General features: G+C 67.3%; 20 protein-coding genes. 12 read left to right on the forward strand and 8 right to left on the reverse strand.

Features of this window, described 5'->3' with window-relative positions; genetic code table 11:
- Positions 1–116: 116 nt before the first annotated feature.
- Complete coding sequence (locus ASG75_RS10360; RefSeq protein WP_056388597.1) at positions 117–2561, reverse strand: prolyl oligopeptidase family serine peptidase; 2445 nt, start codon at positions 2559–2561, stop codon at positions 117–119.
- 421 nt (positions 2562–2982) lie between these two features.
- Between ASG75_RS10360 and ASG75_RS10365 the strand changes: the two genes are divergently transcribed.
- The 6 genes from ASG75_RS10365 (at position 2983) to ASG75_RS10390 (ending at position 7056) form a co-directional block, all read left to right on the forward strand.
- Complete coding sequence (locus ASG75_RS10365) at positions 2983–3753, forward strand: energy transducer TonB (protein WP_056388600.1); 771 nt, start codon at positions 2983–2985, stop codon at positions 3751–3753.
- Positions 3754–3769: 16 nt separating this feature from the next.
- Complete coding sequence (locus tag ASG75_RS10370; RefSeq protein WP_056388604.1) at positions 3770–4432, forward strand: dienelactone hydrolase family protein; 663 nt, start codon at positions 3770–3772, stop codon at positions 4430–4432.
- Positions 4433–4462: 30 nt separating this feature from the next.
- Positions 4463–5515 (forward strand): histidine kinase, encoded by a 1053-nt coding sequence (locus tag ASG75_RS10375; protein WP_056388606.1) that lies wholly within the window; start codon positions 4463–4465, stop codon positions 5513–5515.
- A complete protein-coding gene (locus ASG75_RS10380; RefSeq protein WP_056388608.1) occupies positions 5515–6219 on the forward strand; it encodes a LytTR family DNA-binding domain-containing protein in 705 nt (234 codons plus the stop codon). Before ASG75_RS10375 ends, ASG75_RS10380 begins: the two co-directional genes overlap by 1 nt.
- A 74-nt stretch (positions 6220–6293) precedes the next feature.
- Positions 6294–6509 (forward strand): DUF2945 domain-containing protein, encoded by a 216-nt coding sequence (locus ASG75_RS10385; RefSeq protein ID WP_056388610.1) that lies wholly within the window; start codon positions 6294–6296, stop codon positions 6507–6509.
- Position 6510: 1 nt separating this feature from the next.
- Positions 6511–7056, forward strand: a complete 546-nt coding sequence (locus ASG75_RS10390) for a DUF488 domain-containing protein (RefSeq protein ID WP_056388611.1) — start codon at positions 6511–6513, stop codon at positions 7054–7056.
- 109 nt (positions 7057–7165) lie between these two features.
- Here ASG75_RS10390 and ASG75_RS16275 read toward each other — a convergent pair whose 3' ends face one another.
- From ASG75_RS16275 to ASG75_RS10400, 3 genes are all read right to left on the reverse strand, one after another.
- Entirely contained in the window at positions 7166–7522 is a 357-nt protein-coding gene (locus ASG75_RS16275; RefSeq protein WP_157616931.1) for a hypothetical protein, read from the reverse strand.
- A gap of 655 nt (positions 7523–8177) precedes the next feature.
- Positions 8178–9083 carry a phosphogluconate dehydrogenase (NAD(+)-dependent, decarboxylating) gene (gnd, locus tag ASG75_RS10395; protein ID WP_056389303.1) on the reverse strand — a complete coding sequence of 302 codons (906 nt, stop codon included), beginning with the start codon at positions 9081–9083 and terminating at the stop codon, positions 8178–8180.
- Between the two features lie 34 nt (positions 9084–9117).
- Positions 9118–10452: a glucoamylase family protein gene (locus tag ASG75_RS10400; protein ID WP_056388613.1), complete on the reverse strand. Its 1335-nt coding sequence runs from the start codon at positions 10450–10452 to the stop codon at positions 9118–9120.
- 187 nt (positions 10453–10639) lie between these two features.
- Here ASG75_RS10400 and ASG75_RS10405 point away from each other — a divergent pair, with 187 nt between their 5' ends.
- The gene (locus ASG75_RS10405; RefSeq protein WP_056388614.1) at positions 10640–14512 is read left to right on the forward strand and encodes a glycosyl transferase family 36; all 3873 of its coding nucleotides are present in this window, start codon (positions 10640–10642) and stop codon (positions 14510–14512) included.
- A gap of 179 nt (positions 14513–14691) precedes the next feature.
- Here the strand turns inward: ASG75_RS10405 and ntrC are convergent, their stop codons facing one another.
- The 4 genes from ntrC to ASG75_RS10425 all read right to left on the reverse strand — a co-directional run bounded on the left by ntrC (position 14692) and on the right by ASG75_RS10425 (position 19978).
- Positions 14692–16071 (reverse strand): nitrogen regulation protein NR(I), encoded by a 1380-nt coding sequence (ntrC, locus tag ASG75_RS10410; RefSeq protein ID WP_056388617.1) that lies wholly within the window; start codon positions 16069–16071, stop codon positions 14692–14694.
- Positions 16064–17074: an ATP-binding protein gene (locus ASG75_RS10415; protein WP_056388618.1), complete on the reverse strand. Its 1011-nt coding sequence runs from the start codon at positions 17072–17074 to the stop codon at positions 16064–16066. Before ASG75_RS10415 ends, ntrC begins: the two co-directional genes overlap by 8 nt.
- Positions 17075–17140: 66 nt before the next feature.
- Positions 17141–18892 carry an ABC transporter ATP-binding protein gene (locus ASG75_RS10420; protein WP_056388620.1) on the reverse strand — a complete coding sequence of 584 codons (1752 nt, stop codon included), beginning with the start codon at positions 18890–18892 and terminating at the stop codon, positions 17141–17143.
- Between the two features lie 63 nt (positions 18893–18955).
- Positions 18956–19978 (reverse strand): serine kinase, encoded by a 1023-nt coding sequence (locus ASG75_RS10425; protein ID WP_056388623.1) that lies wholly within the window; start codon positions 19976–19978, stop codon positions 18956–18958.
- 259 nt (positions 19979–20237) lie between these two features.
- On the opposite strand from ASG75_RS10425, the gene ASG75_RS10430 reads away from it, so the two are divergent.
- From ASG75_RS10430 to ASG75_RS10450, 5 genes are all read left to right on the forward strand, one after another.
- Positions 20238–21716 carry a radical SAM protein gene (locus ASG75_RS10430; RefSeq protein WP_056388625.1) on the forward strand — a complete coding sequence of 493 codons (1479 nt, stop codon included), beginning with the start codon at positions 20238–20240 and terminating at the stop codon, positions 21714–21716.
- A 7-nt stretch (positions 21717–21723) separates the two neighbouring features.
- The gene (locus ASG75_RS10435) at positions 21724–22968 is read left to right on the forward strand and encodes a nucleotidyltransferase family protein (protein WP_056388626.1); all 1245 of its coding nucleotides are present in this window, start codon (positions 21724–21726) and stop codon (positions 22966–22968) included.
- A 74-nt stretch (positions 22969–23042) separates the two neighbouring features.
- A complete protein-coding gene (locus ASG75_RS16280) occupies positions 23043–23192 on the forward strand; it encodes a hypothetical protein (protein WP_157616932.1) in 150 nt (49 codons plus the stop codon).
- A gap of 1685 nt (positions 23193–24877) precedes the next feature.
- Positions 24878–25621, forward strand: a complete 744-nt coding sequence (locus ASG75_RS10445; RefSeq protein ID WP_056388629.1) for an abortive infection family protein — start codon at positions 24878–24880, stop codon at positions 25619–25621.
- A gap of 56 nt (positions 25622–25677) precedes the next feature.
- Entirely contained in the window at positions 25678–26274 is a 597-nt protein-coding gene (locus tag ASG75_RS10450) for a hypothetical protein (RefSeq protein WP_056388630.1), read from the forward strand.
- The last annotated feature ends 196 nt before the right edge of the window (positions 26275–26470 follow it).

The following is a 26470-nucleotide window of genomic DNA, read 5'->3' on the forward strand; positions in this document are numbered from 1 at the left end:
AGCAGCTCTGCAGGCCGAGAACGTGCCGACCAACGTGGCGTCCGCGCCGCACGGCCATCATGCGACAAGGCCGCCGGCATCGGAATGCCGCCGGCCCGTCGCGCGTCACGCAGGAATCAGTGTCCGGCCGGGGCGCCCTTCACCGGCTTCACGTACGTCTCGAACAACTCGTCGATGCGGCGGTATTCGTCGTACCAGGAATCGGCGTGCACGAAGCCGTGGCGTTCCAGCGGGTACAGCGACATCCAGAAGTTCTTCTTGTGCAGCTCGATGAAGCGCTGGTACAGGCGGATCGAGTCCTCGGCGAGCACGTTGTCGTCGATCAGGCCGTGCTCGATCAGCAGCGGGTCCTGCAGTTTTTCCGCGTACTCAATCGGCGAACTGACCTGGTACGCCTCGGGGTCGAGTTGCGGGTCGTTGAGGATGTTCGAGGTGTACTCGTGGTTGTACAGCGTCCAGTCGCTGACCGGGCGCAGCGCGGCGCCGGCGGCGAACTCGCCGGGCGCGCGCAGCAGCGCCATCTCGGTCATGAAGCCGCCGTAGCTGCCGCCGTAGATGCCCACGCGCTGCGGGTCGACGTTGTGGTTTTTCACCAGCCACGCCTTGCCGTCGAGCAGGTCTTCCAGTTCCGGGTGGCCCATCTGGCGGTAGATCGCGGTACGCCACGCGCGGCCGTAGCCTTCCGAGGCGCGGTAGTCCATGTCCAGCACCACGTAACCCTGCTGCACCAGCAGGTTGTGGAACAGCTGCTCGCGGAAGTAGTTCGACCACGACAGCGTGACGTTCTGCAGGTAGCCCGCGCCGTGCACGAAGATCACCGCCGGCTTCGATCCGGCCTGCTCGTTCGCCGGGCCGTAGTACTTCGCCCAGATCGAGCCGGCGCCGTGCGAGGACGGCACCGCGACGATCTGCGGCGCAATCCAGTCGCGCGCGGTGAACGCCGGTTTCATCGTGGCGGTCAGTTCGCGCGGCGTGCCGCCGGCGGCACTCTGCACCGCCAGCTGCGGCAGCACGTACGGCGAGGAATGCAGCACGGCGAGTTGCGTGCCGTCGGGCGACAACGCGAACTCGTCCATGCCCTGGTAGTTCGTCACGCGGCTCAGTGCGCCGCCGGCGGACGGCACGCGGTAGACGTCATAGCTGTACGGCGCGACCTGGTTCGTGCGCAGGTAGAACCACTGGCCGTCCTCGCTGAGCTGCGGGTGGCTCACCTCGAACTGGCCGGCGGTCAGCGCCTTCGCCTTGCCGTCGAGCGGCTTGACGTAGAGCTGCGAGTAGTCGGTCTGTTCGCTCAGGTACCACAGCGTGCGGCCGTCCTTGAGCCAGCCGAAATCGTTGAAGTTCCAGTTGATCCAGGCGCCGTCGGTGAGGCGCTGCTGGTTGACCAGGGCGTGCTTGGCGAAATCCACGCTGGCGATCCAGCGATCCTTGTTGTCGATCGCGCGCAGTTGGATGGCAAGGTTGCGGCCGTCGTCGCTCCACACGATGCCGCCACCACCGCCGTCGTCTTCGCTGCCGATGATGCGTACCGCGCGTTGTTCGGGTGCCTTCAGCGCCTTGGCCCGGTCGGCCTTGCCGGCCTTCTGCAGCGCGGCGACGGCGCGCTCGCGCAAGTCCTTCAGCGGATCGTCCTTGATGCCGGGCAGCGTGTCGGCGGCCAGCGGATACGACTGGTGCGCAGCCAGGTCGAGCAGCAGCAGCGACTGCGGCGCCGGGTCCTTGCGACCCACGTACACGCGGGCCTCCTGCTGTTCGGCGTAACCGGTGTCGGTGACGTAGTGGGTGACTTCGGGCGCCTTGCCCGCTTCGTAGCCTTTCGGCGCGGTGACCAGCAGCAACCAGCGGCCGTCTGGCGACAGCTCGCTGTCGACCAGGGTGATCTTGTCGCCGAGGAAGAACGGTAGCGGCGCGCGGCCCGGATCGGCGGCGGCCAGCGCCTTGTCCTCGTCGCGCCGGGCCTGCTTGTCGGCCTTGATCTGGCGCAGCGTCTTGAACAGTTCCAGCTGCCGCTCGCCCAGCGCGTCGGGCTGCTTCGCCTGCGGATCGTCGGCGAACTTCAGCACCGCCGCACGCGTGGTGACACCGCCGGCCAGGTCATGGCTGTACCAGTCGTTGCCGTCGCGGAACTGCAGTGCGCGGCCATCGGCGGAAAAACGCGGCGCGGATTCTTCCTGCGGCGTACTGGTGACCTGGGTGCGCCGGCCACCAGCCAGCTCCACCACGAACACGTCGCCGTGCAGGATGAAGGCGGCGTGCTGGTGTGCGCGGTCGAACACCGCCGGGCCGTCGGCCTGCGCCAGCGCGGCCGGGTCCAGCTTCGCGCCTTGCGCGTTGGCCGGATCGACCCGGTACAGGTCGCGTAGCGGGCTGCCGTCGCGCTTCAGCGAGTAGTACAAGTGGCGACCGTCGACGCTCCAGTACGGCTGCTCCACCGCCTGCCCGATCCAGTCGGGATTGGCCATCACGGTTTCCAGGTCGAGCGGCGTCGAGGCCGATGCGGCGGCCGCCGCGGCCGGCGCGACGGTGAAGGCTACGAGGGCGGCAAGCAGCAATCGACGCATGGATTCTTCCCCAGGCAAAAAGCCAGCATAACCGAGCCCGCCGGCGATCCGCGGCCACCCCTGCCGAAAGTCAGATGTCAGCGGCTTCGACGACAGACTCACGGGCGGCAGTTGAGCGGCCTGCTGATGGGCACGCAGATCGTGCAGCACCCCGGCAACTACCGCGGATTGTTTTCGCCGGTGATGGTCAGCACCGCCGGCTAGGCGGTGTTCGCCTGCACGTGCTGCAGCGGCGAGTAGGCCAGGGTGGCCTTGAACTGCGCCGGGTCCGCGATGCTGCCGTATTCGGGGATGTTGTACGGGCTGGACGTGACACCGTGAACGCAGCAGCGGCGTGCCGACTACCCCGCACGCTGTCACTGCGGCATGATGGCCGCTCGCGCGATGCGGGGCGCCGACGCTAACCGGGGGAGGAATCACGATGAAAAAGGTCATGCTGTGTGCGGCGATGCTTCTACTGACCTGTTCCTTGACGGCACGGGCCGCCGAACAGCGCGAACAGACTTACAGGATCGGCGCCGACGTCGATGCCACCGGGCACATCACCGCTACCCAGGTCGAGCAGGACGTACCAGCATCGATCGCCGCGCTGCTGACTTCTGCGGTGAAGCAATGGCAATTCATATCGGCCACACGCAATGGTCAACCGGTGCCCGCACACACGTTCATCAGCATCAAGCTGCAGGCGTTGCCGAACGCGAGCGGCCAATACAGCTTGCGCATCAGCTTCGCGGGCAACGGCCCCAAGTTCGACAGGGCCGGCAGGCAGCCGCCATATCCACGGGATGCAGTGCGCAGACGCCAGGCTGCATTCGTTTTTATCCATGCTACGGTGCAACCGGACGGCCGCCTGGCCAACATGACGGTGAACAGCCAGTTCGTGGAATGGCCGGTGTCGGCGTCATTCAAGGATGCCGCATTGAAGATCGCCAGGACCTGGCATTTCATCCCGGAACAGGTCGACGGTCAGCCTGTTGCGACGCAAGTGCGCATACCGGTGAACTTCACTTTGCGCGATCAGATACTCACTCCGGAACAAGTCAAAATCCTGCGCGAAGCCGCACGCAAGAAAGATGCGGTGGCGAACGCCGAGGCTGATCAACTCGGCATCCCGCTGCCATCGGAGCAGGAGGTTGCGCTGGACAGCCCGCTGCAGCCGCATGCCGTCGCCACTATCATCAGCGCCCCCTGACCCCGCCGAGCACCGCATGCCCCTGCCCACCGTCGAACACGAAACCGCCGCCGATCCGCGTTACAGCATCCTCTGGTTGCACGGCCTCGGCGCCGACGGCAACGACTTCGCGCCGATCGTGCCGGAGCTGGTGGACCCGGCGTGGCCGGCGCTGCGTTTCGTGTTTCCGCATGCGCCGGTGCGGCCGGTGACGATCAACAACGGCATGTCGATGCGCGCGTGGTACGACATCATCGGTTTCGACGCGCACGCGCGCCAGGACGAAGCCGGCATCCGCGCCTCGATCGGCGAAGTGCAGACGCTGATCGCGCGCGAGCACGAACGCGGCGTGCCGAGCGAGCGGATCTTCCTCGCCGGCTTCTCGCAGGGCGGCGCGATCGCGCTGTCCGCGGGCCTGCGCCATGCGGAAAAACTGGCCGGCATCATCGCGCTGTCGACCTACCTGCCCATCGCCGCCACGCTCGCCGCCGAGCGCAGCGCGGCGAACGCGGCCACGCCGATCTTCTGGGGCCACGGCAGCGCCGATCCGGTGGTCGTGCTGCAGCGTGGTACCGACTCACGCGATGCGCTGCAGGCGTTGGGTCACGCGGTGGACTGGCACACCTACCCGATGGCCCACGCGGTCTGCGCCGAGGAGATCGGCGACCTGCGTCACTGGCTGGGCCGACGACTGGCGTAAGCGCGACCGCGCTGCGGCATACTTGCCCGCATGCGCGAACCCACGCCCCGCCGCAGCCCGCGCGGCCGCATCGAACACAGCCCGCTGCCGGACTTCTGCCGGCTGCCTGCGCTGTTCGCGCTGCTCGTGGTGGGCGCGCTGACGGTGACCCTGATGTGGCTGGCACGCGACGACCCCCGCGACTGGTCCGCCTACAGCGTCGGCATGCTGTTCGTGACCTTGCTGGGCATGGTGGTGGCGGTGACGCTGTGCACGCTGCGGCCGTGGCTGCAACGTCTGCCGGGGCACCTGCCGTATGTCGGCGTGTGGCTGCTGATCCTGCTGCTCGTGCTGGTCGCCAGCATCGTGGCGCACTGGTTCGATGGCGCGCTGCAGATGCATCTGGTGCGCAGCAGCCTGCCCGTGTTCGTGCGTGACAATGTGCTGATCGCGGCCCTGCTCGGCGCCGCGATGCTGCGCTATTTCTACGTGCTGGCGCAGTGGCAGGCACGGCTGGCGGCGGTCGCCCGCGCCCAGGTCGAGGCGCTGCAGGCACGCATCCGTCCGCACTTCCTGTTCAACAGCATGAACACCGTGGCGGCGCTGATCCGGGTCGATCCCGACGCCGCGGAACGCACGGTGGAGGACCTCTCCGAACTGTTCCGCGCCGCACTGGGCCAGCACGACACCGACGACGGCACGCTGGGCGAGGAGCTGGCGCTGGTCGAGCGCTACCTGGGGATCGAGCAGTTGCGCCTGGGCGCGCGCCTGCGCGTGCGCCGCGAACTGCACGACCTGCCCGCCGACTTTCCGTTGCCGCGCCTGCTGCTGCAGCCGCTGGTGGAGAACGCAGTGCGCCATGGCGTCCAGCCGCTACGCGAAGGCGGCGAGGTGATCCTGCGCGGCCAGCGCGACGGCCGCGGCGTGCGCATCGAAATCGTCAACCCGCTGCCGGCCACCCCGCCCGCCGCCGGCAACGGGCATGGCCTGGACAGCGTGCGCCGACGCGTCGCCTATCGCTACGGTCCGCTGGCGAAGGTGCAGGCCGGCCCGCAGGGCGACCGCTTCGTGGTGCTGCTGCAACTGCCGGGAGGATCCGCCTGATGCGCGTGCTGATCGTCGACGACGAGCCGCTGGCGCGCGCGCGCATGGCCGCGCTGCTGGGCGAATGCGCCGACGTAGAGGTCGTCGGCAACGTCGGCGACGGCGAAGCCGCGCTCGCCGCGCTAGGCGAACTGCAACCGGACGCCTTGCTGCTCGACATCAACATGCCCGGCATCGACGGCGTGGCGCTGGCGCAGCGCCTGGCTGGCCGCGCGCGGCCGCAGGTGATCTTCTGCACCGCCTACGAAGCGCATGCGCTGACGGCGTTCGAACTCGGCGCGGCCGATTACCTACTGAAACCGGTACGGCTCGACCGCCTGCGCGATGCGCTGCAGCGCGCGCAGCGTCGCCTCGCCGACGCCCCGCGCGAACCGGCCGCGTACCTGCACGGCCGCCTGCGCGGCGAACAGGTGCGCATCGCGCTGGACGAAGTGATCTGCCTGCTCGCCGACGAGAAATACGTCGTCGTGCAACACCGCCGCGGCGAACTGCTGATCGAGGATTCGCTGCGCCAGCTGGAAGAAGCCTACCCCGACCAGCTGATCCGCCTGCACCGCAACTGCCTCGTTCCGCCGCCGCGCCTGCTCGGCCTCAAGACCCTCGCCGACGGCCGCGTCCTCGCCCGCCTCGACGGCAGCGAACTCAACCCGGAAATCAGCCGGCGCAATCTGCCGGCGGTGCGCAAGCTGCTGCGGCTGGGGTGAGTGGCGAGGTGCCGCGCCGTCAACTGCACGGTCACGCGGCGGGAAGTAACATGCCGCCATTGCCGGGAGCTGCCATGACAAACCATCCCTTCAAAATCGGCGACCACGTGCGCTGGAATTCGGAAGCCGGTTACGTGACCGGCCGGATCATCAAGGTGCACACGCGCGACACCGACTACAAAGGCCACATGCGTCGTTGCAGCGAGGCCGATCCGCAATACGAGATCCAGAGTGACAAGACCGACCACGTCGCCATGCACAAGGGCGCGGCGCTGCACAAGATCGACTGAGATGCCCGCCAACCCCGCCACGATCTGGACGATCGGCCACTCCACTCGCACGCTGGAGGCATTCCTCGGCCTGCTGTCCAACCACCGGATCGAGGCGATCGCGGACGTTCGCCGCTTTCCCGGCTCGCGCCGCTATCCGCATTTCGCCAGCGACGCGCTGGCCGCCACGCTACCCGCGCATCGCGTCGCCTACCAATGGATCCCCAAGCTCGGCGGCCGCCGCAAGGTGCAACCGGACTCGCCGAATACCGCGTGGCACAACGCCTCGTTCCAGGGCTACGCGGACTACACCGCCACCGCAGAATTCGCCGAAGGCCTCGCCGAGCTGTTGAAGCTGGCCGCCAGCAAGCGCACCGCGCTGATGTGCGCCGAAGCGGTGTGGTGGCGCTGCCATCGTTCGATCATTTCCGACGTGCTGAAGCTGCACGGGATCGAGGTGATCCACATCATCGACGCGACGCACAGCACGGTGCATCCGTATACGTCACCGGCGCGGATCGTGGATGGAAGGTTGAGTTATGCGGCGCCGCAAGGGGCGTTGTTGTAGCGCCCCGGAGCACAACTCGGCGCCGCATGTCGACCCATAGCTGCCGGTCGCCGTCATCGTCCGTCATAGAACTCCCCGCGTTAGCTGTGTAGAACCTAGGCAGAGCTAGCTAGATGGAGTGATTGAGCTGGTTTAGGCGTTTCATTCCTTCCATGACGCCAGGACAGACACTGGCTTTTTGAAGATTTAGGCGCCCCAGCCGGACGGCTTTTTGATAGTCAGAAAGCCCTTCTTTTGCACCTTCGTCGAATGCCTTCTGGCGCTCCTGGTCTCCACTAATGATCTTGCCAGCCAATTGGTTGACTCCCAAGAGCTGCTCATCCGAGTAACCGCAAGTCGTTCGGGCAGCGCTCAGGAGCAGCCCCAAGTCGCGACTACCGGAGGCAAGTCTCGCCTGTGTCACTTCGCCTGCGTGAGAACCGAAGGCACATAGCAGAAGGATGGCAAACGAGAAGATTCTGCGCATCGGGCGGGAATCATGGCTGTTGAGGTGCCCGCAGCATGAAGCCTGCCTTCTAGAGCCGCAAGCCAATGTCGTTCAAAGTATCTGTTCTATATTCTTTCGACACCCGGGAATACAACTTCTCAACGGAGTCCGTAGGGCGATGCTTTGCGCTGAGCTTTTCGATTGAAATGTTGGTCTCTATGACTGCCAGCTTCCGCCGCCGATAGCAGACCGTCGTGGCAGCGCGAAACCACACTCCGAATGGGGCGTTTGGCATCTCGGCTCTTCCGCTCCTGCAACCGCGTAGCGGTTGCACACCGAGTGCGGGCCGGGATGGCCCGCTGCTCTACCCAGGGTCCCTTGTGCGGCGGTGAGTCGGGGTCGACAGGCCGCGCAGCGGGCAGCGGCAGGGATGCCGATGCCTTTTCGCCCGGACAGGAGTCCGGTCGAAAAGCCCGGCCCCGACTCACGGACTTGCCGGGCACGATGCCCGGCAAGCGCCAAGCGGGGTGTCGTTTTCTCTTGGTTACTTCTCTTTTGGACAAGCAAAAGAGAAGTAACTCGGCCTCCGAAGGAGGACGAAAGCTCTTCGCTCTGAAGCCGCAACAACGCGACAGAAGCATCGCCCGCAAGCGGGCTCCTACAAGAGCATCGAGACATCCGCGCGCAGCACCGATTACTCCTTCTTGATCGCATGCCCCCCAAACTCGTTGCGCAGCGACGACAGCAGCTTGTCGGCGAAGGAATCATCGTCGCGCGAGCGGAAGCGTTCCATCAGCGACAGCGTGATCACCGGGGCGGAGACGTTGAGTTCCAGGGCGGCGTCGACGGTCCAGCGGCCTTCGCCGGAATCGACGACGTAGGGCGCGATGCCGTCCATGTTCGGGTTCTTGCCGAGCGCGTCGGTGGCGAGGTCGAGCAGCCACGAGCGCACTACGCTGCCGGTGCGCCAGATCTCGCCGACCTGGTGCAGATCGAGGCCGAACTCCTCCTTGTGCTTGAGGATCGAGAAGCCCTCGGCATAGGCCTGCATCATCCCGTACTCGATGCCGTTGTGGACCATCTTGGTGTAATGGCCGGAACCGGCCGGGCCGACCCGGCCCCAGCCCTGGTCCTTCGCCGGCGCCAGCGTCTCGAAGATCGGCCGCAGTGCCTCGACGGTTTTCGCGTCGCCGCCGATCATCATGCTGTAGCCCTCCTGCAGCCCCCACACGCCACCGCTGGTGCCGCAGTCGACGTAGCCCAGACCATGTTCGGCATACAGCTGGGCGCGGCGCAGCGTGTCCTTGTAGTTGGAGTTGCCGCCGTCGATCACGGTGTCGCCCTTCGCCAGCAACGGCAGCAAGGTGTTGACGGTGTCGTCGGTGATCTTGCCGGCGGGCACCATCAGCCAGACCGCGCGCGGCGTCGGCAAGGCCTTGACCAGGGCTTCCAGCGAGGCCGCCGGAGCGATGCCATTCGCTGCGGCCGCCTTGCGCGCGTCCGCGTTCGGGTCGAAACCGCTGACCTTGTGGCCGCCTTTCACCAGGCGCTCCGCCATGTTGGCGCCCATGCGCCCGAGACCCACCATGCCAAGTTCCATCGTGTTCACTCCGTAACGGGAAAGGTTGTCGTGTTCATGCGTGCCGCTTGCCGGCATCCAGCCAGCCGCCGTCGAAACCGGCGCGGCGCAGGCCGTCGACGATCCAGCGGCAGCCGCGCATCAGCTGCCACGGCAGGCCGCTGCGATGGTTTTCCACCATCAGCACGATCGGGCCGAGGTTGAGGCCGAAGAAGTATGGCGACACCCAGCCGTCCGGCGCTTGGCCGGGCTGGTCGGCCCAGGTCTGGTTGAAGCTGGCCTTGAAGCCGTAGGGGTGCGCGTCGTGCAGCTGCAGCGTGTGGATGAAGTGGTGCACCGTCGGCAGCACGATTTCCGGCGCAAACGGCAGCGACGCCACCACCGCCCACGGCGCCAGCGTGCCGTCGTCGATGCCGTACGGCGCGCCGCGGCCGACGTAGTCCTCGAACCGGCGCTCGATGCCGTCGATCTTTCGTGTCGCCGGGCCGGGACCATCGCTGGCGGTGATGCCCCAGCAGTGATCGCTGTAGCCCTTGAAGCCGAGCGGGTTGTCGCTGGCGTAGCGCTGCTGGACCAGGGTGGCGCGGCGGCTGTTCTCGAAATAGTCGATGCCCTTGCCGCGCATGAACGCGTCGCGAATGCCACGAAAATCGATCCACATCTGCGACAGCTGGTGGGTGAACAGCGGGCCGCAGTACAGGTAGTCGATGTCGTAGCAGCGCTTCCACTCGTAGGTGGACGACCAAGCCGCATAGGCCGCGGGCGGCAGCGCATGGGTGGGCGAGCCGAGCGCCAGCACGTACAGCAGCAGGCCTTCGTCGTAGCCCTGCCAGCGATGCGGGATGAAGCCGCTTTCCGGATGCCAGCCGTGGCCGATGGTGCCATCGGCGGCCTGCGCCCACGGCCAGTCGGCGCGCTGGTAGAGGAAGTTTGCCGTGTCGCGAATCTCCTTCTGCTCGGCGGTGTCGTCGTCGAAGTACGCGGCGGCGGTCAGCATGCCGGCGAACAGGAAGGCGCTGTCCACGGTGGACAGCTCGCACTGCCACGCGCGCCGGCCGGTCTGCATGTCGAGGAAGTGGTAATAGAAGCCGCGATAACCGGTGGCGTCGGGTTCGGTGCCCTGCGGGCTGTCGCGGAAGAAGCGCAGCGCGGCGAGCGTGCGCTTGATCGCCGTGTGGCGGCTCATCAGGCCGCGCTCGACCGCCACCGGGTAGCAGCTCAGCGCCAGTCCGGTCGCGGCGATGCTGGCCGGCCAGTCCGGCGCGGTCTTGTCGGAGATCAGGCCGTTCTGCGGGTTCGTCTCATACTGGAAGTAGGCGAACGCCTTGTCCTGCAGGTGCTGCAGTAGTGTGCCGGATTCGAGCGGATGACTGGGCGGATGGGAACGCATGGATCTGATCGTGGCCTGTCGCGGTGAGGGCAGCCCGGGCACGGAAGACGCCGTGCCGTCGGCACCGGACACTGCCCGATGGATGCCGCATGCATCCTACTCCGCGGCATGGTGAAGCGCGGGTTGACGCCGCCTATGCTTCGCTCGGCGCATGCTGGGGTTTTCGTCGCCGTCGACAGGAGTCGCCATGTCATCGCCTTCCTCCCGCAGCATCGATGTGGAGCAGCGCTGCCTGCTGTCCAACGGTCGCTACAGCGTGATGCTGGGCGCGAACGGCTCCGGCTTCAGCCGCTGGCGCGGCCTGGCGGTGACGCGCTGGCGCGAGGATCCTGTCGGCGACGGCTGGGGCAGCTACCTGCTGCTGCGCGACGAGGATAGCGGCGAAACATGGTCGGCCAGTCAGCAGCCGTACGGCAACCGCACGCCGGACGACGCGGTCACGTTCGACGCGGGACGCGCCGGTTTCAGCCGGCGCCACCACAGCGTGCACAGCGTGCTGGAAGTCGCGGTGGCAGCCGAGGCCGACGTCGAGCTGCGCCGGCTCACCCTGAGCAATCACGGCGATCGCACGCGCACGCTGTCGCTGACCTCGTACGCCGAGCTGGTGCTCGGCCCGATCGGTGCCGACAACGCGCACCCGGCGTTCTCCAAGATGTTCGTGCAGACCGAATGGGACGCCACGCGCGGCATCCTGCTGGCCACGCGGCGGCGACGCGACAACAGCGAAGCCGAAGTGTGGGCCGCGCAAGCGCTGCAGATCGCCGGGGAGGATGACGGCGATGCCGGCGAATGCGAAACCGACCGCGCACGCTTCCTCGGCCGCCTGCGCACGCTGCGCCATGCGCAGGCGATGCAGCCGGGCGTCGCGTTGTCGAACACCGTCGGCTGCGTGCTCGACCCGGTGTTCAGCCTGCGCCGCCGCTTCACGCTGGCGCCGGACAGCAGCGTGACCTTGCTGCTGTGGACGCGACTGGCCGATTCGCGCGACGGCGCCATGGCCCTCGCCACGCAACTCGGCGATCCGGCCGCCGCCGCACGGCTGTTCGACGGCGCGGCGCAACATGCCGAAGCCGAGTGCGCACAGCGCGGCATCGGCGTCGCGCAGGCGGCGCGATTCGCCCGCTGGATGAGCGCGCTGCTGTGCAACGATCCGCGCCAGCGCGCGGCGCCTGACGCGCTGGCGCGCGGCCGCGGCGGCGCGCCGGTGCTGTGGTCCGCCGGCATCTCCGGCGACCGGCCGATCATCCTGCTGCGCCTCGGCGAGGCCGACGACCTGTCGCGCGTGAACGAGGTGCTGCAGGCACAACAGCAGTGGCGCCGCCGGCAACTTGGCGTCGACGTGGTGCTGCTGCATGCCGCTGGCGACGCGCGACAGGCCGCGCTCGATCCGCTGGTGCGTGCGCAGCAGGCGCGTCTGAAAGCCGACGATCAGCTGCCCAAGGCCGAACTGTTCGCGTTGCGCGACGACGCGATCGGCGAGGATTTGCGCAACGGCCTGCTGACGGTGGCACGCGTGGTGCTGGACGAGGCGCAGCCCGCACAGGCCGCGGCCGGATCGCCACCCGCCCTCGCCGCGCCCGCGCCGATCCGCGCGACCGTCATGGCAGCGGCCGTCACCGCCAACGCCGATGCGCCGGAATTTGCCAACGGCCACGGCGGCTTCGTCGACGGCGGCCGCGCCTACCGGATCGAACTCGACGAAGCGCATCCCACACCGGCACCGTGGGTGAACGTGATGGCGAACCCCGCGTTCGGCTGCATGCTGTCGGCCGAAGGCGGCGGTTATGCGTGGTCGCTCAACAGCCAGCAGAATCCGCTGACGCCGTGGCCGAACGACCCGGTCAGCGACAGCCCGCACGACGTGCTGTACCTGCGCGACGAGGACACCGGCGTGCTGTGGAGCGCGTGCGCGCTGCCGATCCGCGTGGCCGGCGCGCGCTACGCGACCACCCACGGCAAGGGCTGGACGCGCTTCGAGAACGACGCGCACGGCATCGAACTGGAGCTGCTGCAGTGCGTGCCGACGGACGACCCGCTCAAGCTGTCGCGATTGCGCCTGTGCAATCGCTCGCCGCGCACGCGGCGGCTGTCGGTAACCCACTACGTCGAATGGGCGCTGGGCGCGAACGGCAGCACGCCGGCGCCGTTCGTGATCACGTCACGCGACGAACGCACCGGCGCATTGTTCGCGCGCAACCGCTGGCGGCCCGACTTCGGCGACCGCATGGCGTTCATTGACCTGGCCGGGCCCGCGCACTCGATGACCGGCGACCGCCATGAATTCCTGGGGCCGCTCGGCACGGTCGCGCAGCCGCTGGTGCTGCGCGACGGCACGCCGCTGTCCGGCCGCCTCGGCGCCGGGCTGGAGCCTTGCGGCGCACTGCAGGTGCGCATCGAATTGCCGCCGGGCACGCAACTCGACCTGCGCTTCCTGCTCGGCGAGGCCGTCGACGACAGCACCGCCCAGGCGCTGGTCGAGAAATATCGCGCGGCCGATATCGATGGCGTGCTCGCCGACGTCGCCGCGCAGTGGAACGGTCTGCTCGATGCCGTGCAGGTGCGTACGCCCGATCGTGCGCTGGACATCCTGCTCAACGACTGGCTGCTGTACCAGGTCACCAGCTGCCGGCTGTGGGCGCGCACCGCCTACTACCAGGCCAGCGGTGCCTACGGTTTCCGCGACCAGTTGCAGGACGTGATGGCGCTGTGCGTGAGCCGCCCCGATCTCGCCCGCGAACACCTGCTGCGTGCGGCCGGCCGCCAGTTCGTCGAGGGCGACGTGCAGCACTGGTGGCTGCCGCCGGGCGGCCAGGGCATCCGCACGAAGGTCAGCGACGACCGCCTGTGGCTGGCGTATGTCGTCGCGCACTACGTCGAGGTGAGCGGCGACGCGGCGGTGCTCGACGAGGTGCCGCCGTTCCTCGCCGGCCAGCCGATTCCCGACGGTGCCACTGACGCGTTCTTCCAGCCCGCGGCCTCCGACCGGCAAGCCAGCGTGTACGAGCACTGTGCGCTCGCGATCGACAGCAGCCTCGGCCGCGGCGTGCACGGCCTGCCGCTGATCGGCACCGGCGACTGGAACGACGGCATGAACGCGGTCGGTGCCAAAGGTCGCGGCGAGAGCAGTTGGCTCGGCTGGTTCCTGCTCGCCACGATCGCCGCGCTGGCGCCGTACGCCGAACGACGCGGCGAGAAGGCGCGCGCGCAGCGCTGGCGCGACCATGCCGACGCTCTGCATGCCGCGCTGGAACACGCGTGGGACGGCCAGTGGTATCGCCGCGGCTACTACGATGACGGCGCGCCGCTCGGCTCGCACGAAAACGACGAGTGCCGCATCGACACCATCGCGCAATCCTGGAGCGTGCTGGCCGGCAGCAGCGACCGCGAACACGCCACGCAGGCCATGGCCGCGGTCGACCGCCTGCTGGTCGACCACCCGAACCGGATCCACCGCCTGTTCACCCCGCCGTTCGACCACAGCCGGGAGAACCCCGGCTACATCAAGGGTTACCCGCCCGGCGTGCGCGAGAACGGCGGCCAGTACACGCACGGTGCGGTCTGGTCGATCTTCGCCTGGGCCGGCCTCGGCGACGGCGACCGTGCCGGCGGCCTGTTCGACCTGCTCAACCCGATCCGCCACGGCGATAGCCCCGCCGCGGTGGAGCGTTACAAGGTCGAACCCTATGTTGCCTGCGCCGACGTCTACTCCGTCGCGCCGCACCTCGGCCGCGGCGGCTGGACCTGGTACACCGGCTCCGCTGCTTGGCTATACCGCGCCGGACTGGAAGCCATGCTCGGCTTCCACAAGCAGGGCGACCACCTGCGCATCGACCCATGCACGCCGAAGGACTGGCCCGGCTTTGGAATCACCTATCGGCATCACGGCAAGCAGCACGTCACCCGCTACGACATCGACGTGCAGAATCCGGATCGTGTCTGTACCGGCGTGGTGCGAATCGACATGGACGGCCAAACGCTGGCAGCCGACGACGCCATACCACTGGCCGACGACGGCGGGACACACCGGCTGTGCATCTTGCTCGGCAAGCGCCGGCCGTAGAGCGGGCACGGCCCGCGGCTTCCGCCACGACGCGCAAACGTTCCCGCCGTTCGCCCTGAGCGTAGCCGCGAAGCGGCGAAGTCGAAGGGCCGGCGCCATGTGGCTTTATGGTTGCGGGGGCCCTTCGACTTCGGCCTGCGGCCTACGCTCAGGGTGAACGGTGGAGGTGTGAGGCGTACTCAGCTCTTTCGCGTGCGTGAGGCGCCGAGCTTGCGGGTCAGCGTGTTGCGACCCACGCCCAGCGCCTGCGCGGCGTTCTGGCGATGGCCGTCGTTCGCCTGCAGCGCCACGTTGAGCAGGGTCTGGTCGAGCGCCTCGCGGGCGCGCGCGTGGATGTCCGCCTCGCCGTCGGCCAGCGCCTGCACCGCCCATTCGCGCAACGCGTCGGTCCATTCGCCACCGCGTGCCGTGTCGGCGTTGTTGCCGAGATCGCCCGGCAGGATCTCGCTGCCCGGCGCAATCACCGCCAGTCGCCGGCACAGGTTTTCCAGCTCGCGCACGTTGCCGGGGTAGTCGCGCTGGGCGACCAGTTTCAGCGCCGCCTTGGAGAAACGCTTCGGCGGCAGTTTCAGCTCCTGCGCGGTGGCGGCGAGGAAGTACCGGGCCAGCAACGGGATGTCGCTGCGGCGGGTGCGCAGCGGCGGCAGCTCGATGCGTACCACGTCGAGCCGGTGCATCAGGTCGGCGCGGAACAGGCCAGCGGCGACGCGCGTGGCCAGATCCTGGTGAGTGGCGGCGACGATGCGCACGTTGCAGCGGATCAGCTCGCGCCCGCCCACGCGGTAGAACTCGCCGCCGGCCAACACGCGCAGCAGACGCGTCTGCAGCGCCAGCGGCATGTCGCCGATCTCGTCGAGGAACAACGTGCCGCCCTCGGCCTGCTCGAAGCGGCCGGCGACGCGGCGGGTCGCGCCGGTGAACGCGCCGGCCTCGTGGCCGAACAGTTCGCTCTCCAGCAGCTCGCTGGGAATCGCCGCGGTGTTCAGCGCCACAAAGGGCCGGTCGCGACGCGCGCTTTCCTCGTGCAACGCGCGCGCCACCAGCTCCTTGCCGGTGCCGGTCTCGCCGGTGATCAGCACGTTGAGGTCGCTGGCAGCGACGCGACCGATCAGCCGGAACACCTCGCGCATCGGCGCGCTCTCGCCGAGCAACGCATGGTTCGGCGCAAGCGCGTGGCCGGCAGCCAGCGTCGGCGCAGCCACACTGGCCAGCGCACGCTGCACCGCCGCCACCGCCTGGTCGAGGTCGAACGGCTTGGCCAGGTAGTCGACCGCACCAAAACGATACGCCGCCGCCGCGGTGGCCACGTCGGTGTACGCGCTCATCACGATCACCGGGCCGATGCCCTGCGCCTGCAGCTCGCCAAGCAGGCCCAGCCCGTCCTCGCCTGGCATGCGCACGTCGGTGAGCAGTAACGCGGGGCGCGCTTCGCGCAATGCCGCGCGCACGCCCGCCACCGCATCGAACTCGCGCACCGCGAGCCCGGCGTCGCGCAGCGCCTCGGCCAGCACGAAGCGCACGCCGCGGTCGTCGTCGACGATCCAGATTTCTTCAGTCATGCGCGCGCTCCAGTGGCAGGTACAGCGAGAACACCGTGTGGCCGGGGCGGCTGGTGTAGCGCAACTCGCCGCCATGCTCGTGCGCGATCTCGCGCGACAGCGCCAGGCCGAGGCCGCTGCCGTCGGCGCGGCCGGAAACCAGCGGCTGGAACAGCGTGTCGCGCAGCGCCACGGGCACGCCGGCGCCGTCGTCGATCACGTCCACCCGCAGCGCCATGCGCAGCATCCGCTCGCCGACGCGCGCGCCGTGCTCGACCCGCGTACGCAAGGTGAGCGTGTGCGCGCCGGCTTCCAGCGCGTTGCGCGCCAGGTTCAGCAGCACCTGCTGCAGCCGGTCCGCGTCGCCGTGCAGGTCCGGCACGCTGGGGTCGTAGTCGTGATGTAGCTGCGGCGGCGCGGGTTCGGCCAGCAGCAGGTCGCACAACCGTTCCAGCAGGCGATGAATGCTGACCGGGCCGAGCTGCGGCGCGCCGTCGTGATGCAGCAGGCGGTTCGCCAGCGCACCGAGCCGGTCGGCCTCGTCGATGATCATCCCGGCCAGCGCCTGCAGGTCCGCGTTGTCGACCCGGCGCTGCAGCAGTTGCGCGGCACCGCGCAGGCCGGCCAGCGGGTTCTTCACCTCGTGCGCGAAGCCGCGCAGGGTGGCCGACAGCGGCGAGCCGGTCGACGACGGTTCGGCCAGCACGTGCACTTCCAGCAGCAGACCATCGCCGAACGGCTGCAGCGCGATGTCCGCGCCGATCTCGCGGCCATCGGCCGCGGCCAGCGCCACGGCACGCCAGTGCGCCGGCCGCTGCTCCGCCAGCACCTTCGCGGCCCGCGCCATACCCTCGTCCGCATCGTCCAGCAGCAACCCCAGCGGCTGCCCCGCCACGCTGCGGAAACCCAGCTCCAGGCATTCGACCAGGGCGGGGTTCAGCCAGCGCAGGCGCAAGTCCGCGTCGACCAGGGCCAGCCCGGTCGCCATCTGCTCCGCCCACGTCCGCCACGCCTGCTCGCTCATTGCACCATCATGGACAATGTTTCGACTTGGTGCAAATGGAGCTTCAGCCGGAGGGCCGACGGCGTTTTATTCGCTGCGCCCGGACGAACCGGCCAGCACTGCAGTGCGCGCCGGTCTTGCGGTCATCGTGGCGACGAGGTCGCTGCCGATGGTCAGGCACTGGTCGGCGATCGTGGCCACGCCGGGGCGGTGCGAGACGGCGATCAGGATGGTTTGCGGCAGGCGGCGTCTGATCGTCGCGAGGACCGCGGTCTCGGAGGCGGCGTCGAGTGCGCTGGTGGCCTCGTCCAGCACGGCCAGGAACGGCTGGCGCAGGATGACCTGGGCCAGCAGCAGGCGCTGCAGTTCGCCGCCGGAAAGCCGGCTCGATGCGCTATGCAGTGCGGTGTCGAGCCCGTGCGGCGAGTCGGCCAGCCGCTTGTCGAGGCCGACGTCGACCAGCGCGCCGCGCAACATCGCGTCGGTGGCGTCGGGCGCCGCCCATAGCAGGCATTCGCGCACGGAGTGCTGCCACGGCCGCACGTTCTGGCTGACGTAGGCGCCATGGCGCACCAGCTCGCGGTACGCGTCGAAATCGATCGGCTGTCCGTCGCGGCGCGCCACGAACACCTCGGGCGCCATCATGCCGGCCAGCACGTCGACCAGGCTGCTCTTGCCGATGCCGGAGTCGCCGCAGATCAGGGTCAGTTCGCCGGGCGCCAGCACCAGCTCGCCGACCTCGAGCCCGCTGGGCGGCGGCGTCAGCCGCATCCGCTCGATGTGCAGCGTGCCGCTTGACGTGTCGCTGTGCGACGGCGCCGCGGACGGACGCACCGGCGCCAGGCTCACGTAGCGCTGCCACAGTTCGAAAGCCGGCGCGGCCGAACGCAGTTGCTGGAAGCTCTGCCGCGTGGTCACCAGGTAGGGCAGCAAACGTCCGAGCAGCAGGCACACCGCGATCAGCGAGGCCTGATCGACCCCGTGCCAGCGATGCGCGAGCACGAACAGCGCGGCGATCCCGGCCGCCGCCAGCAGTTCGAGCATCAGCCGCCCGGACGCCACCAGTTCCAGCTGGCGCCGGTAGCCGTGGCACAGCCGGGCGGAAATGGCGCCGTAACTCGCCTTCTCCGCCGCCTCGCGCTCGAACGAGCGGACATGGCGCAGGCGCCGCGGAAAATCCTCGCTGTGCCAGAACAGCCGGGTCATGTCGGCGATGTACTGGCGGCTGACCAGCGACTGCTCGCGGCCATACGCACGCGACGCCAGCAGCCCCAAGCCCACCAGCACCGGTGTCGCCAGCATCAGCGGCGGCGAAACCCAGAACGCGAAACCCAGGCTGACCGCGGCGCTGATGCCGGCGATCAGCAATTGCTGCAGGGCGCTGAAGCCCTGCACGATGATCTCGACGTTGTGGGTGAGCACGTTGGCGATTTCCGCGGACGTCGCCTCCGCCAGCGAGGTCAACGGCGCGTCGATCAGGCGTGCGTGCACCGCGCGACGCAGGTGCATACCGTAGCGACCGACCAGGCGTGCGCCCATCCGCGCCGCCTGCCAGCGCAACAGGGCAAAGGCACCGGTTGCGGCGGCAAAGATGGCGGCCTGCATCTCGACGCTGCGGCGCGGGTCGAGCAGCGCGCCGCCGAACGGCAGCGTCTGTCCCGGCTGCACCAGCGGCACCAGCAGCAAGGCCGCGAGGCTGCCGGCGAAAGCCGCGCCCAGCGACAACGCGACGTACGCGAGCGTTTCCACCCGCTCGATGCCGGTGAGCGTGCGCGCCAGCGAACGCAGCAGATCCTGCGCACTATCGCCCGTCGGTTGTGCCGGCCCGGAATTTCGCATGTCGGTGAGTGCGACGGGCGGCGGAAAAGGTTGTGCCGGCACCGGCGTCGGCGCTCGCGGGAATCAGTCGAGCAGCTGCAGCAGCGCGTCCACGGCAGCCCGCGGATGGCGCCCGCGGCGCAATTGATGAACCCCCTGCCGGGTCAGTTGCTGCTCGAAGCGGTGCCAGCCCGGCTGCCCCACCGCATACGGCTGTCCGGCGGCGAGCCGTGCGGCGACTTCGCCCTCCGGTATCGGACTCAACAGGATCTCGGGATCGTCAGCCGGCTGGCTCGAAACGAAGACCGCGCCGGTCAGCTGCAACGGCGCCGCGGCCAGTCGGCCAGGACTTTGCCGCAGGTCGGCTTCGAATTTCTCGACGCCGCTGCGGCGGCGGATGATCGGCGCTTGGCTGATCCAGCGGTGGATCTCCGCGTCGTCGACGAAGCGCAGCGCATCGGCCTGCACGTGCACGTAATTGGCGACACCGGTGGCGAGCAGGCTTTCCGGCTGCACGAAGACCGCGTCTTCGGCGAGAAAGTCCAGGCCCTGCAGCAGGCTGTGCAAGGCAACGGTCGACTTGCCCGAACCGCTCGCCCCCAGCAGCAGGATGCCGCGCCCGTGCCGGCCCACGCAGGCGCCGTGCAGCGGCACCAGGCCGAGTCCGCGCGTGGCCAGGGTGAACACGGCGAATTCGATGAGTTCGTAGCGCAGGTGGTAGGGGCGATCGAGCATGTCTTCGGAAGCCACCACCAGGGCCTGGCGCTGCGCGGGCGCCAGCACCACGTAGTTCGACGCGTCCATCACGCCGCAGAGCAGGCCGGCACCGGACTGCATCTGCACCGGCGGCGGTTCGGCGGCCGGCGGCGACGCGCGGCGCGGCAGCAGGCGCAGCTCGATGCGGAACTCCGGCGCGGCAGGCGGCAGGTGGTGCGACGGCAGGCCGGCATAGGCGGCATCGACCAGATCCAGCAGTGCCGCGCTGGCGCTTTCGAAGCGGAAACACCCGCCCATGATCTGCTTGCACAGCGCAACGTGCCGGCGCGAGCGCTCGCCAAACGGGTCGGACGCGGTGGCTTGAGCGCCGTGATGTGAGTTCAGGGTCATCGTCGCCGATCGCGGGTTTCAACCGCGGTTGATGGCATCGCGCCGCGCCATGCGAACACGCTGAACGGTGGGTGCGGTTTCGGCGGACAAAGGTTGTGCCGGGCAGGCACCCGCGGCCCGAATATTTTTGCCGCACGAGGCAACCGAAGGCCCACGCCGGGGCACTTACGTCCAGGCAGCGTCGAGCGACGGCGCCCACGCGTCGGCCGTGCGCCGACGCGCGGCCTGCCCCCATGGCTACGATCGAGGCTATTCCGAGATGCTGAGGATTCACGTCGGCCACTCCTACTTCCTGCGGTTCGACCCGAAGCAGTGGGAGCGCGGCAAACCGTATCCCCCGCTCGCCACGATCCAGGTCGCCGCGCTGCTGCGGCAGATGGGGCACACGGTCAGCCTGTTCGACGCGATGCTTGCCGACGGCGTCGGCGACTTCGAGGCCTCCCTGCAAACCACCCGGCCGGACGTGGTGGTGCTGTACGAGGACAACTTCAACTTCCTGACCAAGATGTGCCTGGGCCGCATGCGCGAGGCGGCCTGCCAGATGATCGCCGCGGCACGTGCCGGCGGCGCCCGGGTGATCGTCGCCGGCTCCGACGCCTCCGATCATCCGGACGTCTTCCTCGCCGCCGGCGCGCATGCCGTGCTGGTCGGCGAAGGCATCGCCGCCCTGGCCGAACTGATCGGGCGGCTGCAGCGCAACCCCGAGGCCGACAGCGACGGCTGGGCGGCCGGCCTCGGCGGCGTCGCCAGCCTGGTCGACGGGCAGACCCAGCTGACCCGGCTCGGCGCGCTGCCGCCGGATCCGCGGCTGGTCGGCCACCCCGCCTGGGACCTGGTCGACATCGAACGCTACCGCACGATGTGGCACGAACGGCACGGCTACTTCAGCCTCAACATGGCGGCGTCGCGCGGCTGTCCTTTCCGCTGCAACTGGTGCGCCAAGCCGATCTGGGGCAACCACTACAACCAGCGCAGCGCCGAGGACGTGGCCGCGGAGATGAGCTACCTGAAACGAACGTTCAAGCCGGACCACATCTGGCTGGCGGACGACATCTTCGGCTTCCGCGTCGACTGGGTAACGCAGTTCGCCGCGCACCTGCACGCCGCCGACGGACCGGTGCCGTTCACCATCCAGACCCGCGCCGACCTGATCAGCGAGCACATGGCCGCAGCGCTCGGCCAGGCCGGCTGCGCGGAGGCGTGGATCGGCGCGGAAAGCGGCAGCCAGCGCGTGCTGGACGCGATGAACAAGGGCACCAAGGTCGCCGACCTCGTCACCGCCCGCACACGCCTGGGCGAACACGGCATCCGCGTGGGCTTCTTCATCCAGCTGGGCTACCTGGGCGAGCAGCTGGATGACCTGCTGGCCACCCGCGAGCTGATCGTGCAGGCCGCGCCGGACGATATCGGCGTGAGCGTGTCCTACCCGCTGCCGGGCACGAAGTTCTATGAGCAGGTCAAGGCCCAGCTGGGCCCGAAGACGCACTGGCAAGACAGCGGCGACCTGGCCATGATGTTCCGCGGCGCCTACGACTCGGACTTCTACCGCCGCGTGCGCGACCTGCTGCACGAACAGGTCGCCATCCAGCAGGCCGAGCCCGCCGAACAGACGGATCGCCGCGCCGCGCTCGACGCACAATGGACGGCGCTGATCGCCCGCGAGGGCGCACACCGCAACAAGAACGCCACGTCGCCGCCCGCCGCGTCGACGCGGCACATCGCCCTGCAGCTGCACTGACCGCGCCATGCTGCCGCCACTCAGGATCATTCGGCACGGCCTGCGCCGCACCACCGAGGCCCTCGCCGTGGAGCTGGCGCGGCCGGGCGGCGCCACGCCGGCGTGGAGCGAACTGGAATGGCGGCTGGCCACGGCCGTCGCCGTCGCGCACGGCGTGTCGCCGCTGCTGAGCAAATGTTCCGCGTGGGAAAACCCACCGTGGCGGCGCTTCCTGGAAAGCCAGCGCGAGCACGTCGAGCTGCGCCATCGGCGCATCGCGGCGCTGCTGCAGCGCATCGACGCCGACGCCCGCGCCGCCGGGCTGGTGATGGTGCCGCTGAAGGGCTCCGCGCTGCACGCGCTGGGAATCTACGCGCCGGGCGAGCGGCCGATGGCCGACATCGACCTGCTGGTGTGCGAGGACGATGCCGCCGCGGCGATCACGCTGCTGCTGCAGCTCGGCTACGTGGAGTCGTTCGCACAATGGAAACATCGGGTGTTCAAGCCGGCCACCGGCCAGCCGTTCGCCGGACTGGGCGAGCACCGCGACACGCCGGTCAACATCGAGCTGCACACGCGCATCCGTGAGCGGCTGCCGGTATGCATGGTCGACATCACCGCGCGGATCCACCCGCGCGCGCCGCAGCCGGGCCTGAATCCCTATCCGTCGAACGGCGCCCTGATGAGCCACCTGCTGCTGCACGCGGCCGGCAACATGTGCGGCCGCAGCCTGCGCCTGCTGCACCTGCACGACATCGCGCTGCTGGCGGCGCGCATGGCTGCGAACGACTGGGCCGTGCTGCGGGATGGCGACGCCGAGCCGCCGTGGTGGGCGCTGCCGCCGCTGCAGCTGGTCGCTCGCCACTACCCGAATGCGATTCCCGCCGCCGTGCTGACCCGGCTCGAACGCGACTGTCCGCTGCTGCTGCGGACGGTCTCGCGCCGGCAAAGCCTAACCCAGGTGTCGTGCTCGGAACTGTGGCTGCACGCCTTCGCCGGGATCGAATGGTCGCGCTCCGCCCGCGAAGCCGGGCGCTATCTTCGGAACCGCATCAGCCCTTCGCAGGAAGCACGCAAGGAGCGCGCCGACATGGTGCGCACCCAGCTCTGGCTGCAGGGACAAAGCTGGGTCGTCTCGCCGCATCGTCGGCGCGTGCTTACCTGGCTGACCCGGCCGGTGCCGCGGATGGACACCTTGTACGTGGTACGCGCGGCACTGGAGCCGCTCGCTCCACGTGCGGACACGGAACGCACGCTGGCCGTGTCGGGATAAGCCGCGTCCGGCCGACGCACGAATCCGGCATCACCGCCGTCGCCGCGGCACTGCACATCCGGGAGCTGGCCATCGTGCACAGCCAGGAGATCGGCTCGCACACGTTGTTCCTCGGCCGCATCGTTTCCGACGAAAATCTGGTGGCTGGAATCCAGCTGCATCACACGACAGGCTTTCATCAAGCCTGGCGCCGGCGGCAGGGTGTGCCGTTTACGGAGGTCTAGCCCATTGACCAGCGGCGCAGCATCACGCTGCGGGGTATCGCTGCATGCGCCGGGACATCGTGGCCGCTGACCGATCCGGCATGATCGGGTCGCCGGTGGGTGCGATCAGGCGCGAGCGTCAACCTAGAGGCTGCTTCCGACCCATTTGAGTCGGTCGCGAAGGTCCGCTTTGCGGAAGCCCATTTCCCGGGAGTGACTGCGGGCACCTGGCAATGCAAGGGGGTGCAATGCGCGAGGTTCGTCCTTCCGGACAACCACCGCATGCATCTCACGCGCGTGGCTCTTGAGCTTTGGCCCTAAGATGAACCATTCGTCCATCCGACGTCGATCTGCCCGGAGCGCAAACTGTCATTTTGACGCGTAGCTGTCCGCGAATTTCGTCGAATAGGTAAGTAACAGGTGTCGGGAGGGCCCGTATATCCCCGCGGATGTGATGGATAAAAGATAACACCCCGGATAAAAAGGTTTGCGTGGCTGCAAAGCGTCGATGCCGACTCCAGGGACATCGGGTAAATCGTTGATCTCGTGTAGGATTAGGGCGGAAGAAAGGGGCGCATGGAAGCTGAACATCCCGTGCATATTGCCGAATCAAGGCACTACTGAAGCGTTAGGCATCATGATCACAACTCATCGCGAGATTGTTGATTACTGGGCAAGGCACGAGGACGAGTGCGGACTGTCAGTTGACTGGGCGGAAGCTGAGAAGCTGTGCTGGCGTTGCGCGCACAAGCGCCTGCTTCAACGCTGCCATATCATTCCCAGATCTCTTGGTGGGGAGGAGAGCCCAAGTAATCTCGTTTTGCTTTGCGCACAATGTCATGGAGAGGCGCCCAACGTTGCAGACCCTGCATTCATGTGGACTTGGTTGCGCGCCCATGCCGTTCCCTTCTACGGTACGTACTGGCAGCAGCGTGGTGTTAGGGAGTACGAGCTCATCTTTGGGGAAAAGCCTTTTGTCGGTCTCTCTCATTCAGACGAGCTAATGGAGCGCGTCACCGCTACGCTCGGAGATCTATTTGCACGCACTAGCACTCATTGGGGTCAAGGAAAAATCAATCCTTCAACATGGGCTTGGGCTATGCGCCAGGTTGATCGGGCAGCTCGGCATGATGCCTAACAATTCGTTCAAGGCGGACGGCTACGCCGCCGCTTAACTCCAGCGTTAGATGTTCCGTGGCATGAGGCTAGAGAACTATGGCAGCACCCCCCAAACTCAAACGGGCGATCTCCTTTATCTTGCAAGCGTTGTTGTTGGCTTTTGCAGCGGTCTGCATGCTTGTCTATGGGCAACACAACTTCGCAATTCGGTTCGTTGGGCTGCTTGCACTATTCGGAGGCCTTGTCCTAGTCCGCAATTCGCGTCAGTCAAATTCGGCTGTTCGTATCCAAAACAAGCCCGCGTTCTCCGTCAAGCCTAGGCAGTGGTTAGTCGGGCTTGCTCTTGTTGTAGCGTTGGCTGCCGCGCTAGCGTGGCTTTTCTACGACGCCGCGACGGGGTATCGGAGTGGCGTCGCTCCCCTTTTTACGTTCATTGCTGCTGGTCTATCTTGTAGCTTGTGGTGGGGCGGCTTGTTTATGCGGTGGTTCATGTGGTGGTTCTAGCAACTTCACAGGCACCATCTAACTACTCGTTCAAGGCGGACGGCTACGCCGCCGCTTAACTCCAGCGTTAGGCTGCTAAACAAGTGAATGATCTGCTCGACCAAACAGAGACGCTGCAGAACCTCCTGATCTCCGAGGCGACGGGCGGGAATGAGGACGACGCAGAGTACGTTCGCCTGCGTCAAATGTTGCTGGCTAATGCGGCTCTAGAGTCTTTGATGCCAAAGTTGCTGCGTACTTGTCGAAACCTCGCGCAGTTCTGGCAGTTCATAAAGTTTGAATTTGGCACATACGCTGAGCGCCGCAATTATATTTGGAGCGAATTCCGTCCTGTTTTGGACGCTATCGAGCGCGGCGTGTCGGCACCATCGGATAAGGTTGTTTCCCAAGCACTCGAAAAATTCGACGCGTCACATGTTCAAGCCGCTTGGTCCAAGGCACTGGACAGGCGCGCGTCCGACCCGGAGGGAGCAATTACGTCTGCTCGAACGCTCATTGAGTCGATCTGCAAACACATCCTCGACGAGTCCGGCATCCCCTACGACGACGCCGCGGATCTGCCAAAGCTTTACAAAACGACAGCTGAGGCGCTTACCTTGGCGCCCTCTCAACACACAGAACAAGTGTTCAAACAAATTCTCGGCGGCTGCACCGCAGTCGTAGAGGGGCTCGGTTCACTACGCAATCGCCTGAGCGACGCACACGGCAAGGGCAAGGTTGGGAGCAATCCTGCATCACGTCACGCAGAGCTTGCGGTTAACCTTTCGGGGGCCTTGGCAACTTACTTGCTGGCCACGTGGGATGCGCGCAACGAAGCCGCAGCCTAACATCTCATTCGAGGCGGACGGCTACGCCGCCGCTCAATCCCAGCGTTAGGCGCCCCATGTCCACGACACCCAAGCATTGGAACTACTTCCTCGCTGTTGAGGCCGAGCTGGTGGCTTGCTCAAGATACGTAGAGTTCTCGCGCGCGAACTACGCCTGCTACTCCAATGAGTTCGCAAAACTGATCGTGCTCGCGGCGGCTGAAGTCGACTCCATTTGGCAGGAGCTTTGCGCGCATCTGAACGCCTCTGCAAGGGCGGAGAAGATCACTGACTACTACACAATTTTGCTCGCTCAGTATCCGCTATTGACTCAATGTGAGATTGCGATTCCCCGCTACCAGCTGACCTTTTGTCCGTGGAAGGACTGGACTGACATTCAACGCCCAGACTGGTGGAGCAAGAGCTACAACAAGCTTAAGCACGAGCGAACCGCACACTTTTCAAGTGCAACTTTGGAGGCCGCGCTGAATGCAGTCGGCGCTCAATTCTTAGCGCTGCAGCTCTATCATCACGCCGTCAACAACGAACATGTGTCTGTCGATCTTTCAATGCGTAGCGCCCTGTTCGCTCCAAGGTTGCCTGACACATACAAAGGTGGAACGTTCTGGGGTTATGGAGATCCTTTTGCACATCTCGCTCCACCAGGCGCTTAACCCATCACTCCACCGGACCTGCGCGAGAAGCCGCGCAGTCCCGTGAATTCAGACGTTAAATCTCACGGCAGTGGCTGCTTTTCGGCATGCATTTGTAGCAGGCGACCGGCCGTTGTTGGCCGATAGCTGCCACTCGAATTCGGCAATCAGCATGACGGCGCTCTGATCATGGCCTACAAGTCCCGGCGACCCCACG

Origin of the sequence: Rhodanobacter sp. Soil772, from assembly GCF_001428385.1 — a bacterium.
Lineage (GTDB): Bacteria > Pseudomonadota > Gammaproteobacteria > Xanthomonadales > Rhodanobacteraceae > Rhodanobacter.